We start from the raw sequence: 19,250 nt of genomic DNA, 5'->3' as shown, positions 1-19,250 counted from the left end.
GATGCCCACCTTGGTCGTCGCCGGACACGGCATGGTCGCCCACCGGCTCGTGGAGGCGGTGCGCGCGGAAGACCCCTCCGGTACCTGGCACATCGTCGTCCTGTCCGAGGAGCCGCGCCCGGCGTACGACCGGGTGGCGCTCACGTCCTACGTGGACACCTGGGACCCGGCGTCGCTGGCGCTGCCCGGCTCGGACTACGCGGGCGACGAGCACGTCGACCTGCGGCTCGGCGAGCTGGCCGTGTCGGTCGACCGGGACGCTCGCACGGTCACCACGGCGTCCGGTGCCGTCGTTTCCTACGACGCCCTGGTGCTGGCGACCGGCTCGCGGCCGTTCGTGCCGCCGGTGCCCGGGCACGACCTGGACGGCTGTTTCGTCTACCGGACCATCGAGGACCTCGACGCGATCCGCGCGGCGGCCGTCGACAAGCCGGGCCGCGGCCGGCGCTCGGCCGTCGTCATCGGCGGTGGCCTGCTCGGCCTGGAGGCCGCGAAGGCGCTGCGGGACATGGGCCTGTCCCCGCACGTCGTCGAGATGGCGCCGCGGCTGATGCCGCTGCAGGTCGACGAGGGCGGCGGCTCGATGCTCCGCAGGATGATCACGGCGCTGGACGTCACCGTCCACACGGGAACGTCCACCAGCTCCATCGAGGCCGACGGCTCGCGCCTGCTGGCCAAGCTGGGCAACGGCACCGAGCTCGACGTCGACCTCGTCGTGTTCTCCGCCGGCATCCGGCCGCGGGACGACCTCGCCCGGCAGTCCGGCCTGGAGCTGGGCCCGCGCGGCGGTGTCCTCACCGACGCCTCCTGCCGCACCAGCGACCCGGCGGTCTACGCGATCGGCGAGTGCGCCGCGGTCGAGGGCAAGGTGTACGGCATCGTGGCGCCCGGCTACGCGATGGCGGAGATCGTCGCCGCGCAGCTCACCGGCGGGGGCGGGACGTTCCCGGAGCCGGACACGTCCACGAAGCTGAAGCTGATGGGCGTCGACGTCGCTTCCTTCGGTGACGCCCACGCCCAGACCGAAGGCGCCCTGGAAGTCGCCGTCAACGACGCGGTCGCCGGGACGTACAAGAAGCTCGTGGTCACCGACGACGGCAAGACGCTCCTGGGTGGGGTGCTCGTCGGCGACGCCACCGAGTACAACACGCTGCGGGCGCTGGTCGGCCGTCCGCTGCCGGCCGAACCGGGCGCGATCCTCGCCCCGGCGGGCGGCGGCGCCGCGGTCGGCGTCGACGCGCTGCCCGACGCGGCGCAGATCTGCTCGTGCAACGCGGTCTCCAAGGGCGCGATCACCAAGGCGATCCACGAAGACGGCTGCGACACCGTCCCGAAGCTCAAGGCGTGCACCCGGGCGGGGACCGCCTGCGGGTCGTGCGTCCCGCTGCTGGGCAAGCTGCTCAGCGCGGCCGGTGTCGAGCAGTCGAAGGCCGTCTGCGAGCACTTCCCGCAGTCGCGCGCGGAGCTGTTCGAGATCGTGCAGGCCACCCGGATCACGACGTTCAGCGAGCTGATCGGCCGCTACGGCTCGGGCAGCGGCTGCGCGATCTGCAAGCCCGCGGTCGCGTCCATCCTGGCCACCCTCGGCAACGGGCACGTGCTCGGCGGCGAGCAGATGACCCTGCAGGACACCAACGACCGGTACCTGGCGAACCTGCAGCGCAACGGCACGTACTCGGTGGTGCCGCGGATCCCCGGCGGCGAGATCACCCCGGACAAGCTGATCGTGATCGGCGAGGTGGCGCGCGACTTCGGCCTGTACACCAAGATCACCGGCGGTCAGCGGATCGACCTGTTCGGGGCGACGGTGGACCAGCTGCCGCTGATCTGGCGGCGGCTCGTCGACGCCGGGTTCGAGTCGGGGCACGCCTACGGCAAGGCGCTGCGCACGGTGAAGTCGTGCGTCGGGTCGACGTGGTGCCGCTACGGCGTCCAGGACAGCGTCGGGCTCGCGATCGAGCTGGAGCTGCGCTACCGCGGCCTGCGGTCGCCGCACAAGCTCAAGTCCGCGGTCTCGGGCTGCGCCCGGGAGTGCGCCGAGGCGCGGAGCAAGGACTTCGGCATCATCGCCACGGAGAACGGCTGGAACCTCTACGTCGGCGGCAACGGCGGCACCACCCCGCGCCACGCCGACCTGCTCGTGTCCGATGTGGACACCGAGACGCTGATCCGGACCATCGACCGGTTCCTCATGTTCTACGTGCGCACCGCCGACCGGCTGCAGCGGACCGCGCCCTGGATCGAGGAGCTGGACGGCGGGCTCGACCACCTGCGCGCGGTGATCGTCGACGACTCCCTCGGCATCTGCGAGGACCTCGACGCGGCGATGGCCAAGCACGTCGACAACTACGCCGACGAGTGGAAGGGCGTCCTGGAGGACCCGGAGAAGCTGGCCCGGTTCTCCTCCTTCGTCAACGCGCCGGGCGCGCCCGACCCGGCCATCTCGTTCCGCGAGGAGCGGCAGCAGAAAGTTCCCGTGATGCTCGGAGTCCCGGAGGTGCGCCGATGACGACGTCGATCGAACGAACCTGGACCGCGGTGTGCGCGGCGCACGCCGTGCCGGAGTACTCGGGGGTCGCCGCGCTGCTGGACGGCGTGCAGGTGGCGATCTTCCGGCTGCCGGGCGACCGGTGGTACGCCCTGTCCAACTGGGACCCGTGCAGCGGCGCCGCGGTGCTCTCGCGCGGCATCGTCGGTGACTCGGACGGCGTGCCGGTGGTCGCTTCGCCGGTCTACAAGGAGCGCTTCGCCCTCGAGAGTGGCCAGTGCCTGGACGCTTCGGACGTCTCGGTGCCGGTGTACGAGGTGCGCGTGCGGGAAGGCGTCGTCGAAGTGGAGAGCCCGTGAGCGATGTGCTCCCACTGGCCGGTTTCGTGATCGGCATCACCGCGGCGCGCCGGGCTGACGAGCTCGGCGCGCTGCTGGTGCGCAAGGGGGCGAGCGTCCGGTACGGCCCGGCGATCCGGATCGTGCCGCTGACGGACGACCGGGAGCTGCACGCGGCGACCACCGCGTTGCTCTCCTCTCCGGTGGACGCGGTCGTCGCGACCACCGGCATCGGCTTCCGAGGCTGGCTGGAGGCGGCCGAGGGCTGGGGGCTGGGGGATTCCCTGCTCTCGCGGCTTTCGACGGCCTCGCTGCTGGCCCGCGGGCCGAAGGTGACCGGCGCGCTGCGGGCGGCCGGGCTTTCGGAGTCGTATTCGCCGGCTTCGGAAAGCAACGCCGAGCTGCTGCAGCACCTGCTCTCGTCGGGGGTCGACGGGCTGCGGATCGCGGTCCAGCTGCACGGGGAGCCGCTGCCGTACTTCGTGGACACGCTGCGCGCGGCCGGGGCCGAGGTCATCGAGATCCCGGTGTACCGCTGGGTCGGCCCGGTCGACCCGGGCCCGGTGGACCGGCTGCTGGACGGCGTCCTGGACGGCTCGATCCACGCACTGCCGTTCACCAGCGCGCCGGCGGCGGCGTCGCTCATCGCCCTGGCCCGGCGCACGGGCCGGCTGCCGGGGCTCGTCACGGCGCTGTCCGGCCCGGTGGTGGCGGCGTGCGTCGGCCCGATCACGGCTGGACCGTTGGCTGCTTTGGGGGTGCCGACGGTCCAGCCGCACCGCGCCCGCATCGGCGCGCTGGCCCGGACGGTGGCGGAGACCCTGGTGACCCGCTCCCCGCGGCTGCGGGCGGGCGGGCATTCGATCGAGCTCCGCGGCCAAGCGGCCATCGTGGACGGCGAGTGGCGCGAAGTGGCCCCGGCACCGATGGCGCTGCTGCGGGCGCTGGCGGCGTCGCCGGGGCGGGTGGTGTCGCGACGTGAGCTGATCTCGGCGTTGCCGGGAGGCGGCGAGGAGCACGCGGTCGAGACGGCGATCGGGCGGCTGCGGACGTCGCTGGGGGGCGGCAAGGTCGTCCAGACGGTGGTGAAGCGGGGATACCGGCTGGCTGTCGACGCCTGACGGGCGTGTCAGCGGCCGTGTCAGTGCGGTGGCCTTCCGGTGTCAGCGCGCCCGGCGAAGGTGGGTCTCACCAACCACTTCGTCAAGGAGAATCCGATGCAGAAGTTCACCACCCCCGCCCCGATCGCCACCGTCCTCGAGATCCCCGCCGGCCGTATCCGGTTCGACGCTTCCCTGCGCGAGGACACGGTTGTTCAGGTGCTCCCCGCCGACCCGGCGAAGAGCCGCGACGTGAAGGCCGCCTCGGCGGCGTCGGTGTCCTTCGACGACAACGTCCTGCGGATCGAGATCGCGGCGAAGAACCAGTACTTCGGCCCGTCCGGCGCGGTGGACGTGACCGTTTCGCTGCCCGCCGGGTCTTCGGTCGAGGCCAAGGCCGCCAGCGTGGAGCTGCGGGGCGTCGGCCGCCTCGGCGACGTCACCGTCGAGGGCGCCCACGGCGAGGTGGTCTTCGACGAGGCCGCGAGCCTCCGGTTGACGGCCCACGCGGGCGACGTGTCGGTCGGCCGGCTGACGGGCCCGGCGGAGATCACCACCGGCAAGGGCGACATCCGCATCGCCGAGGCGGCGAGCGGCACCCTGGTGCTGAGCACCCAGGCGGGCGACATCACGGTCGGCGCGGCAACGGGGGTCTCGGCGACGCTCGACGCGGGGACGACGTACGGCCGGATCCGCAACGCCCTCAAGAACGAGGGCACGGCGGCTCTGTCCATCCAGGCGACCACGTCCTACGGCGACATCGACGCCCACAGCCTGTGAGGCCGGCCGGCAAGCGCCCCAGGGGGCCTTCGGTGCGTCGAACGCAACCACGGCCACCTTGGGGCGCTTGGGAACCGGAACTGTCGGTGCCTTCCGGTAGCGTGGAAAACGGGGGGCGCCCCCGCGGGCCTGGGTCAGCCGGCCCAGGTGATCGCGTGCTTTTCGAAGCCGCGCGCCTCCGCCACCCGGGCCGCCTCGGCTTCCGCCTCCTCGCGGACCGCCGGGGGCAGGGGGTCGAAGGCCGTCATGGTGAACGTCAGCTTCGCGCCGCTGCCCTTCGTGCGCCACGTGCCCGCGATGTCGCCGTCCGCGAGCAGCACGCCCGGGTTGCCCAGCATCTTCCAGACTTCCTTGCGCCGCGCCGGATCCGGGACCAGCAGCGCCTTGTCGCGCGCCTGGATGAACGGGTCCAGCGGCGGCAGGAGCCGCACCACGTCCGGCTCCGGTGGGTTCTCCAGCGCCTCGAGCCGGTCCGCGGGCAGGTACCTGGTCTTGCCCTCGACCTTCACCTCGGCCAGGTCCGCGGGCCACGTCCGGTCGACCACCGCCCGGGCCGTGCCCGCGAACTCCGCCGCTTCGCCGGGGGACGCCGGGCCGTTGAGCCGCAGGTACCGCTCGATCACCGCCGTCGCCGCGGCCGGGTCCGGCGTCTTCCGCAGCCGGCCGCGGCCCTCCAGCGGGGCCAGCGTCGCCGGCGACGCCCCCGTGACCAGGCGGACTCCGGCGTGCGGGGTCGCGATGCGCATCAGCTGTTCCTGGATGTGCGTGGCCTGGCAGGGGCGGCACCAGCGGGCGAACGCCGGCGGCAGCGCCTTCGTGACCGCCGTCGAAACCGCGCCCTTCGTCATCGGCTTCGTGACGACCTTCCGGAGCGCGGCGGCCGCCGTGAAGACCACCTCGGTCGCGGCCAGCCCGGTCGCCGCCATCTCCTTGCGCTGCCACAGCATCCGGGCTTGCGCGTCCGCGTCGTCCAGCGGGATCAGCGCGCGGATCGCCTCGGGCAGGTCCGTGCGGAGGTGGAAGTGCGGCGCACCCCGCAGCGTCCAGGCCAAGACGAGGCGCTCGTCCTCCAGGGACACCGGGCCGTCGAGCCGGGCGGCGAGGGCGAGCAGCGCGGTGTCGCGCATGCTGTCCTGCAGCCCGGCCCGGACGACGGCGAGGTCGGCGACGTCCCGCGCCGAGCGGTGCAGGCCGTGCTCGGCGATGCGGTAGGCGAGTACCTGACGGCGGTCCACGTGCGGCTCCTAGAACGCGTACTCGAAGGTGTAGCCCATCTTCTCCTCGCCCATCGTGCCGCCGACGGTGCCGCTGCCGGTGAGGCCGGCCAGCCCGCCGGTGCCCGAGCCGGGAACGACGCCGAACGTCGAGGCGATGCCCTGCGCGTCGAACGTGTACTCGTGCCGCACGACGAACGTCCCTTCACGACCGTCGACTTTGCCTTCGAAGCGCTCGAAGCTCGGCGACGTCGTCTGGCCGCTTTCGTACCCTTCGCCCGCGTAGTACAGCAGAAGATCGCAGATCGACTCACCCTCGATGACCCCGTCGTACGCCATCGTGGCGTGCGCGTAGGCCACCCGGGGGCCACTGCCTTCGGTGCCGCTGACGATCTTCTCGTCCCAGTTCTTCATGGTGAATACGTTCATGGGTATCACTCTGCCGGGCATACCTGTCAGCTCGTGTCAGGTATTTCTGCCAAACTGATGTCCATGCGCGCGAGCCGCCTCCTGTCCGTCCTCCTGCTGCTGCAGAACCGCGGCCGGATGACGGCCGAGGAGCTGGCCGAAGAGCTCGAGGTTTCGGTGCGGACGGTCTACCGGGACATCGACGCGCTCTCGGCGTCCGGCGTCCCGGTGTACGCCGACCGCGGCCGGACCGGCGGCTACCGGCTGGTCGACGGCTACCGCACCCGGCTCACCGGGATGACCGAGGAAGAGGCCCAGTCGCTGTCGCTGGCCGGGCTGCCCGTGGCCGCGGCCGAGCTGGGCCTCGGCACGGTGCTCGCGGCGGCCCAGCTCAAGCTGTACGCGGCACTGCCGGCCGAGCTGCGCGACCGTGCCGGGCGCGTCGCCGAACGGTTCTACCTGGACGTCCCGGGCTGGCACCGGGGCATCGAAAGCCTGCCGACGCTCTCGGCGATCGCCGACGCCGTGTGGTCGTCGCACCGGATCCGGATCCGCTACGAACGGTGGGGGCAGCGGGTCGTCGAACGGGAGCTGGAGCCGCTCGGGCTGATCCTCAAGGCGGGCAACTGGTACCTCGCGGGCCGCTGCGACGGCACCGACCGGACCTACCGCATTTCGCGGGTGCTCGAGCTGACCGACCTCGGCGAGGTGTTCGAGCGGCCGGCCGGGTTCGACCTCGCGCGGTACTGGCAGGAGTGGTCCGAGCAGTTCGAACGCCGGATGTACCCGCGCGTCGCGGTGGTGCGGCTTTCGCCGCGGGCACAGGCTCTCGTACCGTTCTACGCAGGTTCTGTCGGCGCCCGCGCGTTGCGGGAGTGCCGGAACGAGCCCGACGCGGACGGCTGGCTCACCGTGGAGCTGCCGGTGGAGCCGGGCGAACCGGCCATCGGCGAGCTGCTGCGCTTCGGGCCGCACCTGGAGGTCCTCGCACCGGCGGACCTGCGGGCGGAACTGGCCGAAGCGATCGAGGAGATGGGCGCGTTCTATGGGTGAGCTGAGCGGCACCGCCATCGGCGTGACGGCCGAGCGCCGGGCCGGCGAATTCATCGCGGCCCTCGAACGCTACGGCGCCGAGGTCCGGCACGCGCCGACGATCACCATCGTGCCCTTGGACGCCGACCCCCAGCTGCACGAGGCCACCCTGAAGCTGGTGATGTCGCCGGTCGACATCACGGTCGTCACGACCGGCGCGGGCTTCCGCGGCTGGCTGGACGCGGCCGAGGGCTGGGGCCTGCGGCAGCCGCTGCTGGACCACTTGCGGGAGTCGCGGATCTACGCCCGCGGCCCGAAGGCGGTGGGCGCGGTCCGCGGCGCCGGGCTGCGGGAGTTCTTCTCCGCCGAGTCCGAGTCGAACGCCGAGCTGTTCGAGGCCGTCGCTTCGGCGGGCGTGCTCGGGCAGCGGGTGGCCGTCCAGCTGCACGGGACGCCGCTGCCGGAGCTCACCGATCCGCTGGTGGAGGCCGGGGCGTGGCTGACGGAGGTGCAGCCGTACCGCTGGCATTCGCCGCCGGACGTCACCCCGGTGTACGGCCTGATCGACGCGGCCGTGGCGGGCGAGCTGAACGCACTGGCGTTCACGAGCGCCCCGGCCGCGGCGAACTTCCTGACGCTGGCCCGCACGTCCGGGCGCTACCAGCAGCTGCTCGCCGCCCTGCGCGGCCCGCTGGTGTGCGCGTGCGTCGGCCCGGTGACGGCGGCGCCCCTGGAAGAGGCGGGCGTCAGGACGCTGCAGCCGGAGCGCCAGCGGCTGGGCGCGCTGGTGAAGCTGCTGGTCACGAAGCTCGGCAAGGGGTAGTCAGGCCTGCACGGCTTCCCGGGCCACGGCTTCCTCGCTCATCCCTTGCCGCCAATACCCCGTGAAGCAGATCAGCTCCTTGGCCACTTCGCGCTCTCGCACCAGGTGCCGCCGCACCGACTTGACCACTCCCGCCTCGCCGGACACCCACGCGTACGGCGTCCCGCCCGGGAACACCGCTCCATGCAGCGTCGCCAGCAACGCCTCCCCCAGCGGCCGCGAGCCGCGCAGCACCCAGTGGATCTCCACCGCTCCGCGCGTCTCGAACGTCTGCCGCGCCGCGCGGTCCGCCAGCTCGACGTACACCGAAGCCCGTGCACCCGGCGGGAGCTGCTCGACGATCGCGCCGATCGCCGGCAGCGCCGTCTCGTCGCCCACCAGCAGCTGCCAGTCGCAAGTCTCGGACGGCGCGTACAGCCCGTACGGCCCGGTGAACGTCACCCGGTCGCCCGGTGCCGCCCGCGACGCCCACGCCGAGGCCGGCCCCGAATCGCCGTGCAGCACGAAGTCGACGTCGATCTCCGCCGCTTCCGGGCGGTGGGCCCGGACCGTGTAGGTACGCATCGGCGGCCGGACGTCGTCCGGCATCGCCAGGTACGTCCGGTACCAGGACATGACGTCGGAGCCGGTCTCCGGCAGCACCGGCGCTTCCTGCCCCGGCAACGGGAAGAACACCTTGACGTACTGGTCGGGCGCCCCGGCCGGCACCTCGCGGAAACTCTCCGCGGCGAAGGTCGCCCGCACCATGTGCGGCGTGATCGGGCGGACCGCGCTCACCCGGGCACGGTGGTAGGTCAGGGCCTCCGTGGTCGTCATTAGGAGAGGCTAACCTAATAACCAGGGTCTAGAACAGCCCCTCCGGGCCGGTGTCCTCCTCTCCGTCCGGTTTCCACCGGTACTTCCGCAGGTCGACGCGCTGGCCGTCGGCCAGGACGCCCTCCGCCCGCAGCCGCTCCAGCTGGTCGTGGACCAGGTGCGGCGCCGGGGTGCCGTTCGCGCGCAGGATCCGGTGCCACGGCAGGTCGTGCCCGTCCTCGGCCAGGATGGCGCCGACCATCCGCGGCGAAGGCGCGCCGGCGAGGGCCGCGATGTCGCCGTACGTCGCGACCGTGCCGGACGGCACGGACTCGATGATTTCCCGCACCCGCTCGTGCAGAACGTCGTCCATGAGCCCTACTGTGCCGGACACCACCGACAGTTTCGGTGACCATCCACCGCGCCGCCGGGCGCCTTCACCGAACGCGCCCTCCGCTAAGCCGTGCCGGTGCACCACCCGGGGGACCGGGCGTGGTTCCATCGCGGGGTGAACGGGAGGCGAACGGCCCAGGCGGGTGCGCGGCTGGTGCGCACGCCGATCACCGCCACACCCTCGTTCACCTGGGACGAAGGCGCCCGGCGCGTGCTCTCCGCACCCGGCGGGTTCCTCCGCGTGCTCGGCGGCCCGGGCACCGGCAAGACGGCGCTGCTGGCCTCGGCCGCCACCCGCCGCATCGCCGAGGGCGCCGACCCGGAGAGCGTGCTCGTGCTCACCACGTCCCGCAAGTCCGCCGACGCGCTGCGTGCCGACATCACGCGACGGCTCACCGCCGATCCCGAGCAGGCGCGGCCGCTGCCCCGGACCGTCCGCGAGCCGCTCGTGCGCACCGTGCACTCCTACGCGTATTCGCTGCTGCGGCTGGAAGCGATGGCCGAAGAGCTCCCGCCGCCGCGCCTGCTCGCCGGTGCCGAACAGGACGTCGTCGTCCGCGAGCTCCTGGCCGGTGACCTCGACGAAGAAGCCGAGTACTGGCCCGAGCAGCTGCGGCCGGCCCTGATGGTCCCCGGCTTCGCCGAAGAGCTGCGTGACCTGCTGATGCGCGCGGCCGAGCGCGGGCTCGGCCCCGAGGACCTCACCGAGCTGGGCCGCCGCCGCGGGCGCGAGGAGTGGATCGCCGCCGGGCAGTTCTGGGCGCAGTACGAAGAGGTCACGCAGCTGCAGGGCGCGGGCGGCAACGCCCTCGGCGTGGCGAGCGCGCCCGCGCTGGACGCCGCCGAGCTGGTCACCTCCGCGCTGCTCGCCCTGGAGGACGACGACGAGCTGCGCGAACGCGAGCGCACCCGGGTCCGGCACCTGTTCGTCGACGACGCCCACCACCTCGACCCGCTGCAGACGAGCCTGGTCCGGATGATCGGGCACACCGCGGCCGAGTTCGTCGTGGCCGGCGACCCCGACCAGAACGTGTTCTCCTTCCGCGGCGCCGACGCGAGCCTGTTCGCCGACGCCGACCCGGACGGCAGCCGGACCGTCACGCTCACCACGGCGCACCGGCTCGCCCCGGCCGTCCGCCTGGCGGTGCGGAAGATCGGCGCGACGCTGCCCGGCGCGTCGGCGCACCGCAAGATCGTCGCGCCTCCGGGGGCGACGGGCGGGAACGTGCGGGTCCGGGTGATGCCGACCCCGGCCGCCGAGGCGAGCTGGATCGCCGACCAGTTCCGTCGCGCGCACCTCGTCGACGGCGTGCCGTGGTCGGAGATCGCGGTGCTCGTCCGGTCGCCCGCGCGGACTTTCCTGGTGCTGCAACGCGCGTTGCGCGCGGCCGGCGTCCCGATCGGGTCGGCGACCGAGGAGCTGCCGCTGGCCAAGCAGCCCGCGGTGCGGCCGCTGCTGGCCGTGCTGAAGCTCGCGCCGTCGCCCGAACTGCTCGACATCGATCTTGCCGAAATGCTGCTTTCGTCCGCTCTCGGCGGCGCGGACCCCCTGGCGCTGCGGCGGTTGCGACGCGGCCTGCGCCGGCTCGAACTGGCCGGCGGCGGACAGCGCTCGAGCGACGAACTGCTCGTGGAAGCGCTGCGCGGCGGGGACATCCTGGCCGGGCTGGCCGACGCCGAGGCCGAGCCGGTGCGGCGCGTCGGCGGGCTGCTGCGCGTCACGCACCAGGCCGTGGCGCGCGGCGAGGGTGTCGAGCAGGTGCTGTGGCAGCTGTGGCGGGAAAGCGGGCTCCAGGACAAGCTGCTGAAGCAGGTCGAGCGCGGCGGGTCGCTGGGGGCGCAGGCCGACCGCGACCTCGACGCCGTCGTCGCGCTGTTCGACGCCGCGGGCCGGTACGTCGACCGGCTGCCCCGCGCGAGCGTCGCCTCCTTCGCCGATTACCTCGGCGCGCAACGGATCGCGGGCGACACGCTGGCACCGGCGGCCGTCCCGGCCGACGGCGTCTCGCTGCTCACCGCGCACGCGGCCGCCGGTCGCGAGTGGACGGTCGTCGCCGTCGCCGGCGTCCAGGAGGGCGCGTGGCCGGACCTGCGGCTGCGCGGGTCCGTGCTGGGTGTGGAGCGGCTGAAGGACCTGGTGGCCGGGGTCGACGACGACGCCGTCTCCCAGACCGCGCCGATCCTGGCCGAGGAGCGGCGCCTGTTCTACCTCGCGATGAGCCGGGCGAAGCAGACGCTCCTGGTCACGGCGGTGTCGGGCGAGGACGAGCAGCCGTCCCGCTTCCTCGACGACCTGGAGGAGAACGGCGCCGACGACGGCGGGCTCGACTCGCGGATGAAGCCACCGGGCCGGTCGCTGGTGCTCGCCGAGCTGGTGGGGGAGCTGCGCGAGGTCGTCTGCGACGACAAGGCCGACCCCGCGCGGCGTCGTCGTGCGGCCAAGCAGCTGGCCCGGCTGGCCGACGCGCGCGTGCCCGGCGCGCACCCCTCCACGTGGTACGGCCTGCTCCCGGCGTCCAGTGACGAGCCGGTGCACCCGCCGGGCGACCTCATCCGGATCTCACCGTCCACAGTGGAGATCCTGACGAAGTGCCCGCTGCGCTGGATGATCGAGCGCCACGGCGGCAGCGACCCGGCGCAGCTGGCGGCGGTGACCGGGACGCTCGTGCACGGGCTCGCCCAGGCGGTGGCGTCCGGCAGCACCGACGCCGAGCTGCAGGCCGCGCTGGACGAGGCCTGGGTGCGCGTCGACGCGGGCGCGCCGTGGTTCTCCCGGCGCGAGCGGCGCCGGGTCGAGCAGATGCTGCGCAACTTCACGACCTGGCTGGAGCGCAGCCGGGCGGAGCTGAAGGAAGCCGGGGTCGAGCAGGACATCGAGGTCGAGCTGCCGGCGGCGAGCGAGGACGAGGTCCGGGTGCTGCTGCGCGGGCGGGTCGACCGGGTGGAGCTGGATGCCGAGGGACGGCCGGTGATCGTCGACATCAAGACGGGCAAGGTCCCGGTGTCCGGCGCGGAGGCCGAGGCGCACCCGCAGCTGGCGGCCTACCAGCTGGCGGTGCTGCTGGGCGCGATCGAGGGCCGGACCGAGGCGGGCGGCGCGCGGCTGGTGTACGTCGCGAAGGCCAACAACAAGACGGGGTCGACGGAGCGGTCGCAGCCGCCGCTCGACGAGGTGGGCGGCAAGCAGTGGCTGGAGCTGGTCCAGAAGGCGGCGGCCTCGGCGGCGGGACCGGACTACCAGGCGCAGGAGAACCCGGACTGCGACCGGTGCCCCGCGCGCGGGTGCTGCCCGCTGCGCCCCGAGGGCCGGCAGGTGCCGGGGCCATGACCGTTGCGGCCACCTGGGCACTTTCACGGGAAAGTGCCGTTCCGGAGGTGGGTGCGTGAGCCCGCTCCTCGTCGCCAACCCCGTCGAGCCCGCCGAACTCGCCGATGCCCTCGGCCTGCACCGGCCCACGCCCGAACAGGCCACCGTCATCGCCGCGCCCGTCGAACCGTCCCTGGTCGTCGCCGGGGCCGGGGCCGGGAAGACCGAAACCATGGCCGCGCGGGTCGTCTGGCTCGTCGCGAACGGCATCGTCAGCCCCGACCGCGTCCTCGGCCTCACCTTCACCCGCAAAGCCGCGCGCCAGCTCGGCGAACGCGTCCGGGCCCGGCTCCGCCGCCTCGCCGGGTCCGGCCTGCTCGACCGGCTCGACCCGACCGGCGGCCTGCGGTCCACCGTGGTCGCCGGCGAACCCACCGTCCTCACCTACCACGCCTACGCCGGGCGCCTGCTGTCCGAACACGGTCTCCGCCTCCCGGTCCAGCCCGGCGTCCGGCTCCTCTCCGAAACGTCGTCGTGGCAGATCGCGCACCGGGTGGTGTCCACTTGGGACAACGAACTCGACACCGACCGCGTCCCGCCGACCGTGACCGCCGACCTGCTCGCCCTGGCCGGTGAGCTGGGCGAGCACCTCGTCTCCACCGAGCAGCTCGCCGAATACACCACGTGGCTGTGCCGCGTCATCGAGAACGCCCCGCGTGCCAAGGGACAGCGGGCCGCGCTGCCGCAGAAGCTCACCGAAATCATGGCCGCGCAACACTTCCGGCTCGCGCTGCTGCCGCTCGTCGACGACTACCACCGCCGCAAGCGCAACGAAGGCGCGCTGGACTTCGCCGACCAGATGTCGCTGGCCGCCCAGCTGGCCGGCGGGTACCCGTCGGTCGTGCGCGGCGAGCGTGAGCGCTACGGCGCCGTGCTGCTCGACGAGTACCAGGACACCGGGCACGCCCAGCGCGTGCTGCTGCGGGCGCTGTTCGGCGGCGTCGAGAACCCGCCGATGCCGGTCACCGCCGTCGGCGACCCCGCGCAGGCGATCTACGGCTGGCGCGGGGCCAGCGCGGCCAACCTGCCCCGGTTCACCACGGACTTCCCGCGCTTCGACGGCGAACGGCTCGTCCCCGCGCACGAATTCGGGCTGCTGACCAGTTTCCGCAACCCGCCGGAGATCCTCGACCTCGCGAACGCGATCGCCGAACCGCTGCGGGCCCGCGGCCTCGGCGTCGAACGGCTGCGGGCGCGGGAAGGCGCCGGGCCGGCGGACATCGCGTGCGCGCTGCTGCCGGACATCCGCGCCGAGCGCGCGTGGGTCGCCGACGCGCTCGCCCGGCGCTGGTACGCCCACCAGGAGCAGGCCGGCAAGCCGCCGACCGCCGCCGTGCTGGTGCGGCGCCGCGCCGACATGGCCCCGATCGCCGCCGAACTGCGGGCGCGCGGGCTGCCGGTCGAGGTCGTCGGGCTCGGCGGCCTGCTGGACGAGCCCGAGGTCGCGGACCTCGTGTCGACGCTGAAGGTGCTCGCCGACCCGCTGTCCGGGAGTGCCGCGGCCCGGTTGCTGACCGGCGCGCGCTGGCGGCTCTCGGCGGCCGACGTCGCCGCGTTGTGGCGGCGGGCCGGTGAGCTGTCCAGCCCGGAGAAGCCGGACACGCCGGAACTGGTCGTCGAGCGCGTCGAGCAGGCCGGGCTGATCGACGCCGTCGACGAGCCGGGCGACCCGACGCGGTACTCCGAGGAGGGGTACAAACGCATCCGGCGGATCGGCTGGGAGCTGGCCGCGCTGCGGCGGCGGCTCGACCAGTCGCTGCCGGAGCTCGTCGCCGACGTCGAACGCACGATGCTCCTGGACGTCGAATCCCTGGCCCGGCCGGGTTCCGCGGGGCGGGCGCACCTGGACGCGTTCGCCGAGGTCGTCACCGACTACGCCGAGACGGCGCCGACGGCGACCCTGCTGTCCTTTGTGGACTATCTCAACACCGCCGCGCACGCCGAGGACGGGCTCACGCCGGGTGAGGTGGAGGTCGTCCCGGACCGGGTGCAGGTGCTGACCGTGCACTCGGCGAAGGGGCTCGAGTGGGAAGTCGTCGCCGTGCCGCACCTGGTGCACGACGTGTTCCCCGGGCGGCGGCGGTCGTCGTCGTGGCTGCGGACCGCGACGTCGCTGCCGGCCGCGTTGCGGGGCGACGCCGAGGACCTGCCGGAACTGCGGATCGCCGAAGGCTACGACCGCAAGGAAGTCCAAGAAGGACTGGAGCTGCACGAAGCCGGGTTCGTCGAGCGGGAGCAGGCGGAGGAACGGCGGCTCTGCTACGTCGCGCTGACGCGGTCCGAGCACGCGCTGATCGTCTCCGGGCACTGGTGGAACGAAAGCAGCAGCCGGGCGAAGGGGCCGTCGGAGTTCCTCACCGAGATCGCCCACGTCGTGCGCGAGACCGGCGCCGGGCAGCTCGCGGAGTGGGCGCCGGAACCCACCGAGGACGACGAGAACCCCCTCGTCTCGGACTCGCGGGCGGCGCGCTGGCCGGTCGACCCCCTCGCCGACCGCCGCACCGGCGTGCAGACCGGCGTGGAGCTGGTGTCGGAGGCGCTGTCCGCTTCGGAACCCGCGGAGTCGTCCGAAGAGGACGACGACCCCGACGGCTGGCTGACCGACACCGACGTCCTGCTGGAGGAGTGGGCGCGCAAGGACGACCACGTCAAGCGGGTCCCGTTACCATCGCGGCTTTCGGTGAGCCAGCTGGTCGCCCTGGCCGACGACGCCGCCCGGCTCGCCGCCGACCTGCGCCGGCCGCTCCCGGTGGAACCCAACAGCTTCGCCCGCCGTGGCACGGAGTTCCACGGCTGGCTGGAACGCCGGTTCGCGGGCGACCAGCTCATCGAGATCGACGACCTCCCGGGCGCGGCCGACTTCGGCGAGGCCCCCGACGCGGACTTCGAGGAACTGCAGGCGGAGTTCGAGAAGAGCGAGTGGGCGCCGCGGGTCCCGGTGGCGGTGGAGGTGACGTTCTCGGCCGACGTCGAAGGCCTCACCCTGCGCGGCCGCATGGACGCGGTCTTCGCCGACCCCGACGGCGGCTGGACGGTGGTCGACTGGAAGACCGGCGCGGTCCCGCCGGAGTCCCGGATCCCGGCCCTGTCCGTCCAGCTCGCGGCCTACCGGATGGCCTGGGCGGCCCTGAAGAACGTCCCGGTGGACCAGGTCCGCGCGGCCTTCCACTACGTCCGCGCGAACCGCACGATCCGCCCGGCCGACCTCCTGGACCCGGAAGCCCTCCGCCGCCTCCTCCGCGACATCCCCGAGGCGTGAGCGGAGCCGGATCTCGCGTGATCAGAGCCGGATCTCGCGTGATTGAGCCCGTAACTCGCGAGTTCCGGCCGGAATCACGTGAGTTACGGCTTCAATCACGCGAGATCCGGGTTCGATCACGCGGGTCAGGCGTTGTCGCGGACCTTCAGGGCCCACGCGATCAGGGGCCACTGCAGGGGAAGGCGGGCCCAGGCGATCGCCCGGCGGGGAGCCGGGGCGCGTCGGGCGTCCACCGCCATCTTGACGTTGCCCGGGAAGACGCCCAGGAACAACAGCGCCGCCGCCAGGCCGCCGAGACGGCGGGTGCGGGGAGCCGCCACCGCGGCCGCGATCGCCAGCTCCGCCACGCCCGATCCGTACGTCCAAGCCCGCCGCGAACCCGGCAGCGAAGCGGGGATCAGGCCGTCGAACGGCTTGGGGACGGCGAAGTGCAGGACGCCCATCGTGCCCAGCACGCCGGCCAGGAAGTGCGCGGGCCGTTGCGAGGTTGCCATGAACTCATCGTTTCACGCGGCGGCGCGGTGTCCGGTTCGGCTATCCTCCGGGCGTGAGTGACGCTCGACACGAGCCAGCATGAAGGCCCTCAAACGGTTGCCGCTGGGCAGTCTCACCGATCGGCCCGACCACGAGCTCGTCGGCATCCTGCGGATGCCGGAACTGACGGTCAGCCCGCTCCGCGCGATCGTCAAGCGGATCATCGGTGCGACGCTCGCGCTGCTGGCCACGGTGGTCATCGTCTACCTCGACCGCGACGGCTACCGCGACGCCAACGGCGACGGTCTGTCCTTGCTGGACAGCCTGTACTACGCCACGGTCTCGCTGTCGACGACCGGCTACGGCGACATCGCGCCGGCCACGTCGTCCGCCCGGCTGGTGAACGTCCTGGTGATCACGCCGCTGCGGGTGCTCTTCCTCATCGTCCTGGTCGGGACCACCCTCGAAGTGCTCACCGAGCGCTCCCGCCAGGCGTTCAAGATCCAGAAGTGGAGGACGAAGGTGCGCGACCACACGGTCGTCGTCGGGTTCGGCACCAAGGGCCGGTCCGCCGTCAACGCGCTGCTCGGCGACGAGAACATCGCCCCCGGTCAGATCGTCGTCGTCGACACCGACCAGCAGGCCCTCGACGCGGCGAGCGCGCTCGGCCTGGTTGCCGTGCACGGCTCGGCCACCCGGTCCGACGTCCTGCGCGTCGCCGCCGTGCAGCACGCGCGCGCGGTCGTGGTCGCCCCGAACCGCGACGACACGGCGGTGCTCGTCACGCTCACCGCCCGCGAGCTGGCGCCCAAGGCGCACATCGTCGCGTCGGTGCGGGAGGCGGAGAACGTCCACCTGCTCAAGCAGTCCGGCGCCGACCAGGTCGTCGTCTCCAGCGAGACGGCCGGGCGGCTGCTCGGCATGGCGACGTCGACGCCGCTGGTCGTGGACATCATGGAAGACCTGCTGACCCCCGAATCCGGCCTGGCGATCGCCGAGCGGGCGGTCGAGCCGGCGGAGGAGGGCGGGTCGCCGCGGCACCTGGCCGACCTCGTCCTCGGCCTGGTCCGCGACGGCGTCCTCTACCGCGTCGACGCCCCGCAGGCCGACGCCATCGAACCGGGCGACAAGCTGCTGTACGTCAAGAAGGTGACGCAGGCGGAGAAGATCGAGCGCTGACCAGGGCACCTGGGTTTTGCCCGCGGGATCTGGAACCATGACCAGGTGCCCCCGCGACCTCTCGCCCTCAAGTGGCCCACGGTGGCGATCCCCGCCGCGGCGGGCGTGCTCGTCGTGCTCCTCGCCTGGCTGGCCGGGCCCGGGCTGCTCGGCATCGGCAACGACGTCCTGGGCGCGCCGGTGCAGGCGGAGGTGACCAAGCCGGCGCCGTGCGACCGGCCGGACGCGAAGGAAACCGTCAAGTTCACCGTCGGCGGGAAGGCCCACGAAGGCACGCTCGACGGCTGCGGGCACGGCCCGGGCGAACGCGTCGAGGTCGCCGTGCCGGACGTGGTGCCGGACCAGGGCCAGGTCGCCGTCACCCTCGCCGACACGTCGATGGGTGCGTCGGACGCCCGGCGCCCGCTCGGCATGGCGCTGCTGGTGTTCGCGTGCTTCTCCGGCGGGATGTTCGTCTACCTCTGGCTGAGCATCCCGCTGCGTCCCCGGACGGCCGGCGCCAAAACGGCTAGCTGACCTCGGACGACGGCGCCGCGAAGGTGTTGCAGTCGGCGATCCGGTTGCTCGTCGCGCCCGCCCGCCACCAGGACGCGTAGTGCGCGTTCGTCCCGTGGTCGTGGCTGCGGGAGGTGTTGTCGCCGCGGGTCTCCTGGTCGTTCCAGGCCTTGTTGTACATGTCGCGGGTGACCGTGCCGCCCTGATCGACGTGCGCGCCGAGGAACATCCCCGAGAAGCACTGGGCCTGCAGTTCCTTGCGCCGCGACATCTCGAGCCCGGCCGGGCTGTTCTGGCCGGCCTCGTAGATCTTCTGCCAGGCCGCGTCCATCAGGCCGGCGACCTCTTGCACGTGGTGGCCGTACTCGTGGGCGAACAGGGCCAGGTAGACACCGGGGTTGTTGCCGTACTGGTCGGTCTGCAGGCCGCGGAACGGGACGTACAGGTTGTTTTCGCAGTAGTACGCGGCGGTCGCGATGCCGACCTGGATGGTGCCGCACTCGGTCTCGAAGCTCGCGCCGGTCGGGAAGTGCAGCGATGGCGGCGTGAACGGCAGGTGGTAGGCCGTGAGGAACGGGCCCCACGCCGCGTCGAGGCACTTGCTGGCGGCGGTGAAGAACGCTTCCGCGCCCGCTTGGGTGCTCTGCCAGGCCGGCAGCGTGCAGACGCGGTTCTGCAGGCCGGCGTTGGGGTCCTGAAGGATCGGGTGGTCGGCCAGCTTGAGGATCTTCTGCGGGCCGGTCGGGCTGGGCGTCGCCGGATCGGTCGACGGGCTCGACGCCGACGCGGGGGCACCCGCGCCGCCGGGCGGCAGCTGCTGCGGGGGGACGTCCTGCGACGACGGGACGTCGCGGAGGTTCGGGTTGGCCAGCGGGGTGTTGTCGCGGTTGAGGGCGACGATCGCGACCAGGCCGAGCACCAGCACGGCGACCGCGCCGAGGCACACGCCGATCACCGCCGCCGGCGAGCGGCGCCTCGGTGCGGACACGGTGTGCGGGCGGCCGAGCCAGGGGAGATCCGGTTGCGCATCCGGCACCGGCGGCGGCTGGACGGTCCCGCGGGGCGGTACCTGGCCGGGGGGCGGTTGCGTCACTAGGCAGTCCCG

The 19,250-nt window shown here is 73.1% G+C and carries 16 protein-coding genes; 10 read left to right on the top strand and 6 right to left on the bottom strand.

Features of this window, described 5'->3' with window-relative positions:
• Position 1 precedes the first annotated feature (1 nt).
• From nirB to ACFVYA_RS04800, 4 genes are all read left to right on the top strand, one after another.
• Positions 2–2,509 carry a nitrite reductase large subunit NirB gene (gene nirB / locus ACFVYA_RS04815; RefSeq protein ID WP_387042453.1) on the top strand — a complete coding sequence of 836 codons (2,508 nt, stop codon included), beginning with the start codon at positions 2–4 and terminating at the stop codon, positions 2,507–2,509.
• Positions 2,506–2,847, top strand: a complete 342-nt coding sequence (gene nirD / locus ACFVYA_RS04810; RefSeq protein ID WP_387042450.1) for a nitrite reductase small subunit NirD — start codon at positions 2,506–2,508, stop codon at positions 2,845–2,847. Before nirB ends, nirD begins: the two co-directional genes overlap by 4 nt.
• Positions 2,844–3,947: a uroporphyrinogen-III synthase gene (locus ACFVYA_RS04805; protein WP_285988492.1), complete on the top strand. Its 1,104-nt coding sequence runs from the start codon at positions 2,844–2,846 to the stop codon at positions 3,945–3,947. The genes nirD and ACFVYA_RS04805 overlap by 4 nt, the downstream gene beginning before the upstream one ends.
• A gap of 96 nt (positions 3,948–4,043) precedes the next feature.
• A complete protein-coding gene (locus ACFVYA_RS04800) occupies positions 4,044–4,706 on the top strand; it encodes a DUF4097 family beta strand repeat-containing protein (RefSeq protein WP_387042448.1) in 663 nt (220 codons plus the stop codon).
• A gap of 134 nt (positions 4,707–4,840) precedes the next feature.
• On the opposite strand, the gene ACFVYA_RS04795 is transcribed toward ACFVYA_RS04800, so the two are convergent.
• Complete coding sequence (locus ACFVYA_RS04795) at positions 4,841–5,941, bottom strand: DNA glycosylase AlkZ-like family protein (RefSeq protein ID WP_387042446.1); 1,101 nt, start codon at positions 5,939–5,941, stop codon at positions 4,841–4,843.
• 9 nt (positions 5,942–5,950) lie between these two features.
• Positions 5,951–6,349: a DUF3224 domain-containing protein gene (locus ACFVYA_RS04790; RefSeq protein WP_387042443.1), complete on the bottom strand. Its 399-nt coding sequence runs from the start codon at positions 6,347–6,349 to the stop codon at positions 5,951–5,953.
• Positions 6,350–6,412: 63 nt separating this feature from the next.
• Between ACFVYA_RS04790 and ACFVYA_RS04785 the strand changes: the two genes are divergently transcribed.
• On the top strand, positions 6,413–7,381 hold the full coding sequence (locus tag ACFVYA_RS04785; RefSeq protein ID WP_387042441.1) for a helix-turn-helix transcriptional regulator: 969 nt from the start codon (positions 6,413–6,415) through the stop codon (positions 7,379–7,381).
• Complete coding sequence (locus tag ACFVYA_RS04780; RefSeq protein WP_387042438.1) at positions 7,374–8,183, top strand: uroporphyrinogen-III synthase; 810 nt, start codon at positions 7,374–7,376, stop codon at positions 8,181–8,183. Before ACFVYA_RS04785 ends, ACFVYA_RS04780 begins: the two co-directional genes overlap by 8 nt.
• Here the strand turns inward: ACFVYA_RS04780 and ACFVYA_RS04775 are convergent, their stop codons facing one another.
• Positions 8,184–8,999, bottom strand: coding sequence for a siderophore-interacting protein (locus ACFVYA_RS04775; protein WP_387042435.1), 816 nt, complete (start codon positions 8,997–8,999; stop codon positions 8,184–8,186).
• Between the two features lie 28 nt (positions 9,000–9,027).
• A complete protein-coding gene (locus tag ACFVYA_RS04770; protein ID WP_387042432.1) occupies positions 9,028–9,351 on the bottom strand; it encodes an MGMT family protein in 324 nt (107 codons plus the stop codon).
• A gap of 174 nt (positions 9,352–9,525) precedes the next feature.
• Between ACFVYA_RS04770 and ACFVYA_RS04765 the strand changes: the two genes are divergently transcribed.
• Both ACFVYA_RS04765 and ACFVYA_RS04760 read left to right on the top strand, forming a co-directional pair.
• Positions 9,526–12,699 (top strand): ATP-dependent helicase, encoded by a 3,174-nt coding sequence (locus ACFVYA_RS04765; protein ID WP_387042553.1) that lies wholly within the window; start codon positions 9,526–9,528, stop codon positions 12,697–12,699.
• Positions 12,700–12,754: 55 nt separating this feature from the next.
• Positions 12,755–15,997: an ATP-dependent helicase gene (locus tag ACFVYA_RS04760; protein ID WP_387042429.1), complete on the top strand. Its 3,243-nt coding sequence runs from the start codon at positions 12,755–12,757 to the stop codon at positions 15,995–15,997.
• Positions 15,998–16,122: 125 nt separating this feature from the next.
• On the opposite strand, the gene ACFVYA_RS04755 is transcribed toward ACFVYA_RS04760, so the two are convergent.
• Complete coding sequence (locus ACFVYA_RS04755) at positions 16,123–16,491, bottom strand: hypothetical protein (protein WP_285988501.1); 369 nt, start codon at positions 16,489–16,491, stop codon at positions 16,123–16,125.
• A gap of 79 nt (positions 16,492–16,570) precedes the next feature.
• Here ACFVYA_RS04755 and ACFVYA_RS04750 point away from each other — a divergent pair, with 79 nt between their 5' ends.
• The gene (locus tag ACFVYA_RS04750; RefSeq protein WP_285988502.1) at positions 16,571–17,650 is read left to right on the top strand and encodes a TrkA family potassium uptake protein; all 1,080 of its coding nucleotides are present in this window, start codon (positions 16,571–16,573) and stop codon (positions 17,648–17,650) included.
• Between the two features lie 81 nt (positions 17,651–17,731).
• Positions 17,732–18,166: a hypothetical protein gene (locus tag ACFVYA_RS04745; protein WP_285994088.1), complete on the top strand. Its 435-nt coding sequence runs from the start codon at positions 17,732–17,734 to the stop codon at positions 18,164–18,166.
• Here the strand turns inward: ACFVYA_RS04745 and ACFVYA_RS04740 are convergent.
• A complete protein-coding gene (locus tag ACFVYA_RS04740; RefSeq protein WP_387042550.1) occupies positions 18,159–19,181 on the bottom strand; it encodes a neutral zinc metallopeptidase in 1,023 nt (340 codons plus the stop codon). The two genes, ACFVYA_RS04745 and ACFVYA_RS04740, sit on opposite strands and share 8 nt — an antisense overlap.
• Between the last annotated feature and the right edge of the window lie 69 nt (positions 19,182–19,250).

This window comes from Amycolatopsis sp. NPDC058278 (genome assembly GCF_042881395.1).
Taxonomy (GTDB): domain Bacteria; phylum Actinomycetota; class Actinomycetes; order Mycobacteriales; family Pseudonocardiaceae; genus Amycolatopsis.
This window is presented reverse-complemented; position numbering and strand designations above follow the sequence as displayed.

What these genes read in the sequence shown, in the direction of transcription:
- nirB (WP_387042453.1), top strand. Translation starts at nt 2, where the DNA reads ATGCCCACCTTGGTCGTCGCCGGACACGGCATGGTCGCCCACCGGCTC.
- ACFVYA_RS04785 (WP_387042441.1), top strand. Translation starts at nt 6,413, where the DNA reads ATGCGCGCGAGCCGCCTCCTGTCCGTCCTCCTGCTGCTGCAGAACCGC.
- ACFVYA_RS04755 (WP_285988501.1), bottom strand. Translation starts at nt 16,491, where the DNA reads ATGGCAACCTCGCAACGGCCCGCGCACTTCCTGGCCGGCGTGCTGGGC.
- ACFVYA_RS04800 (WP_387042448.1), top strand. Translation starts at nt 4,044, where the DNA reads ATGCAGAAGTTCACCACCCCCGCCCCGATCGCCACCGTCCTCGAGATC.
- ACFVYA_RS04775 (WP_387042435.1), bottom strand. Translation starts at nt 8,999, where the DNA reads ATGACGACCACGGAGGCCCTGACCTACCACCGTGCCCGGGTGAGCGCG.
- ACFVYA_RS04790 (WP_387042443.1), bottom strand. Translation starts at nt 6,349, where the DNA reads ATGAACGTATTCACCATGAAGAACTGGGACGAGAAGATCGTCAGCGGC.
- nirD (WP_387042450.1), top strand. Translation starts at nt 2,506, where the DNA reads ATGACGACGTCGATCGAACGAACCTGGACCGCGGTGTGCGCGGCGCAC.
- ACFVYA_RS04770 (WP_387042432.1), bottom strand. Translation starts at nt 9,351, where the DNA reads ATGGACGACGTTCTGCACGAGCGGGTGCGGGAAATCATCGAGTCCGTG.
- ACFVYA_RS04780 (WP_387042438.1), top strand. Translation starts at nt 7,374, where the DNA reads ATGGGTGAGCTGAGCGGCACCGCCATCGGCGTGACGGCCGAGCGCCGG.
- ACFVYA_RS04750 (WP_285988502.1), top strand. Translation starts at nt 16,571, where the DNA reads ATGAAGGCCCTCAAACGGTTGCCGCTGGGCAGTCTCACCGATCGGCCC.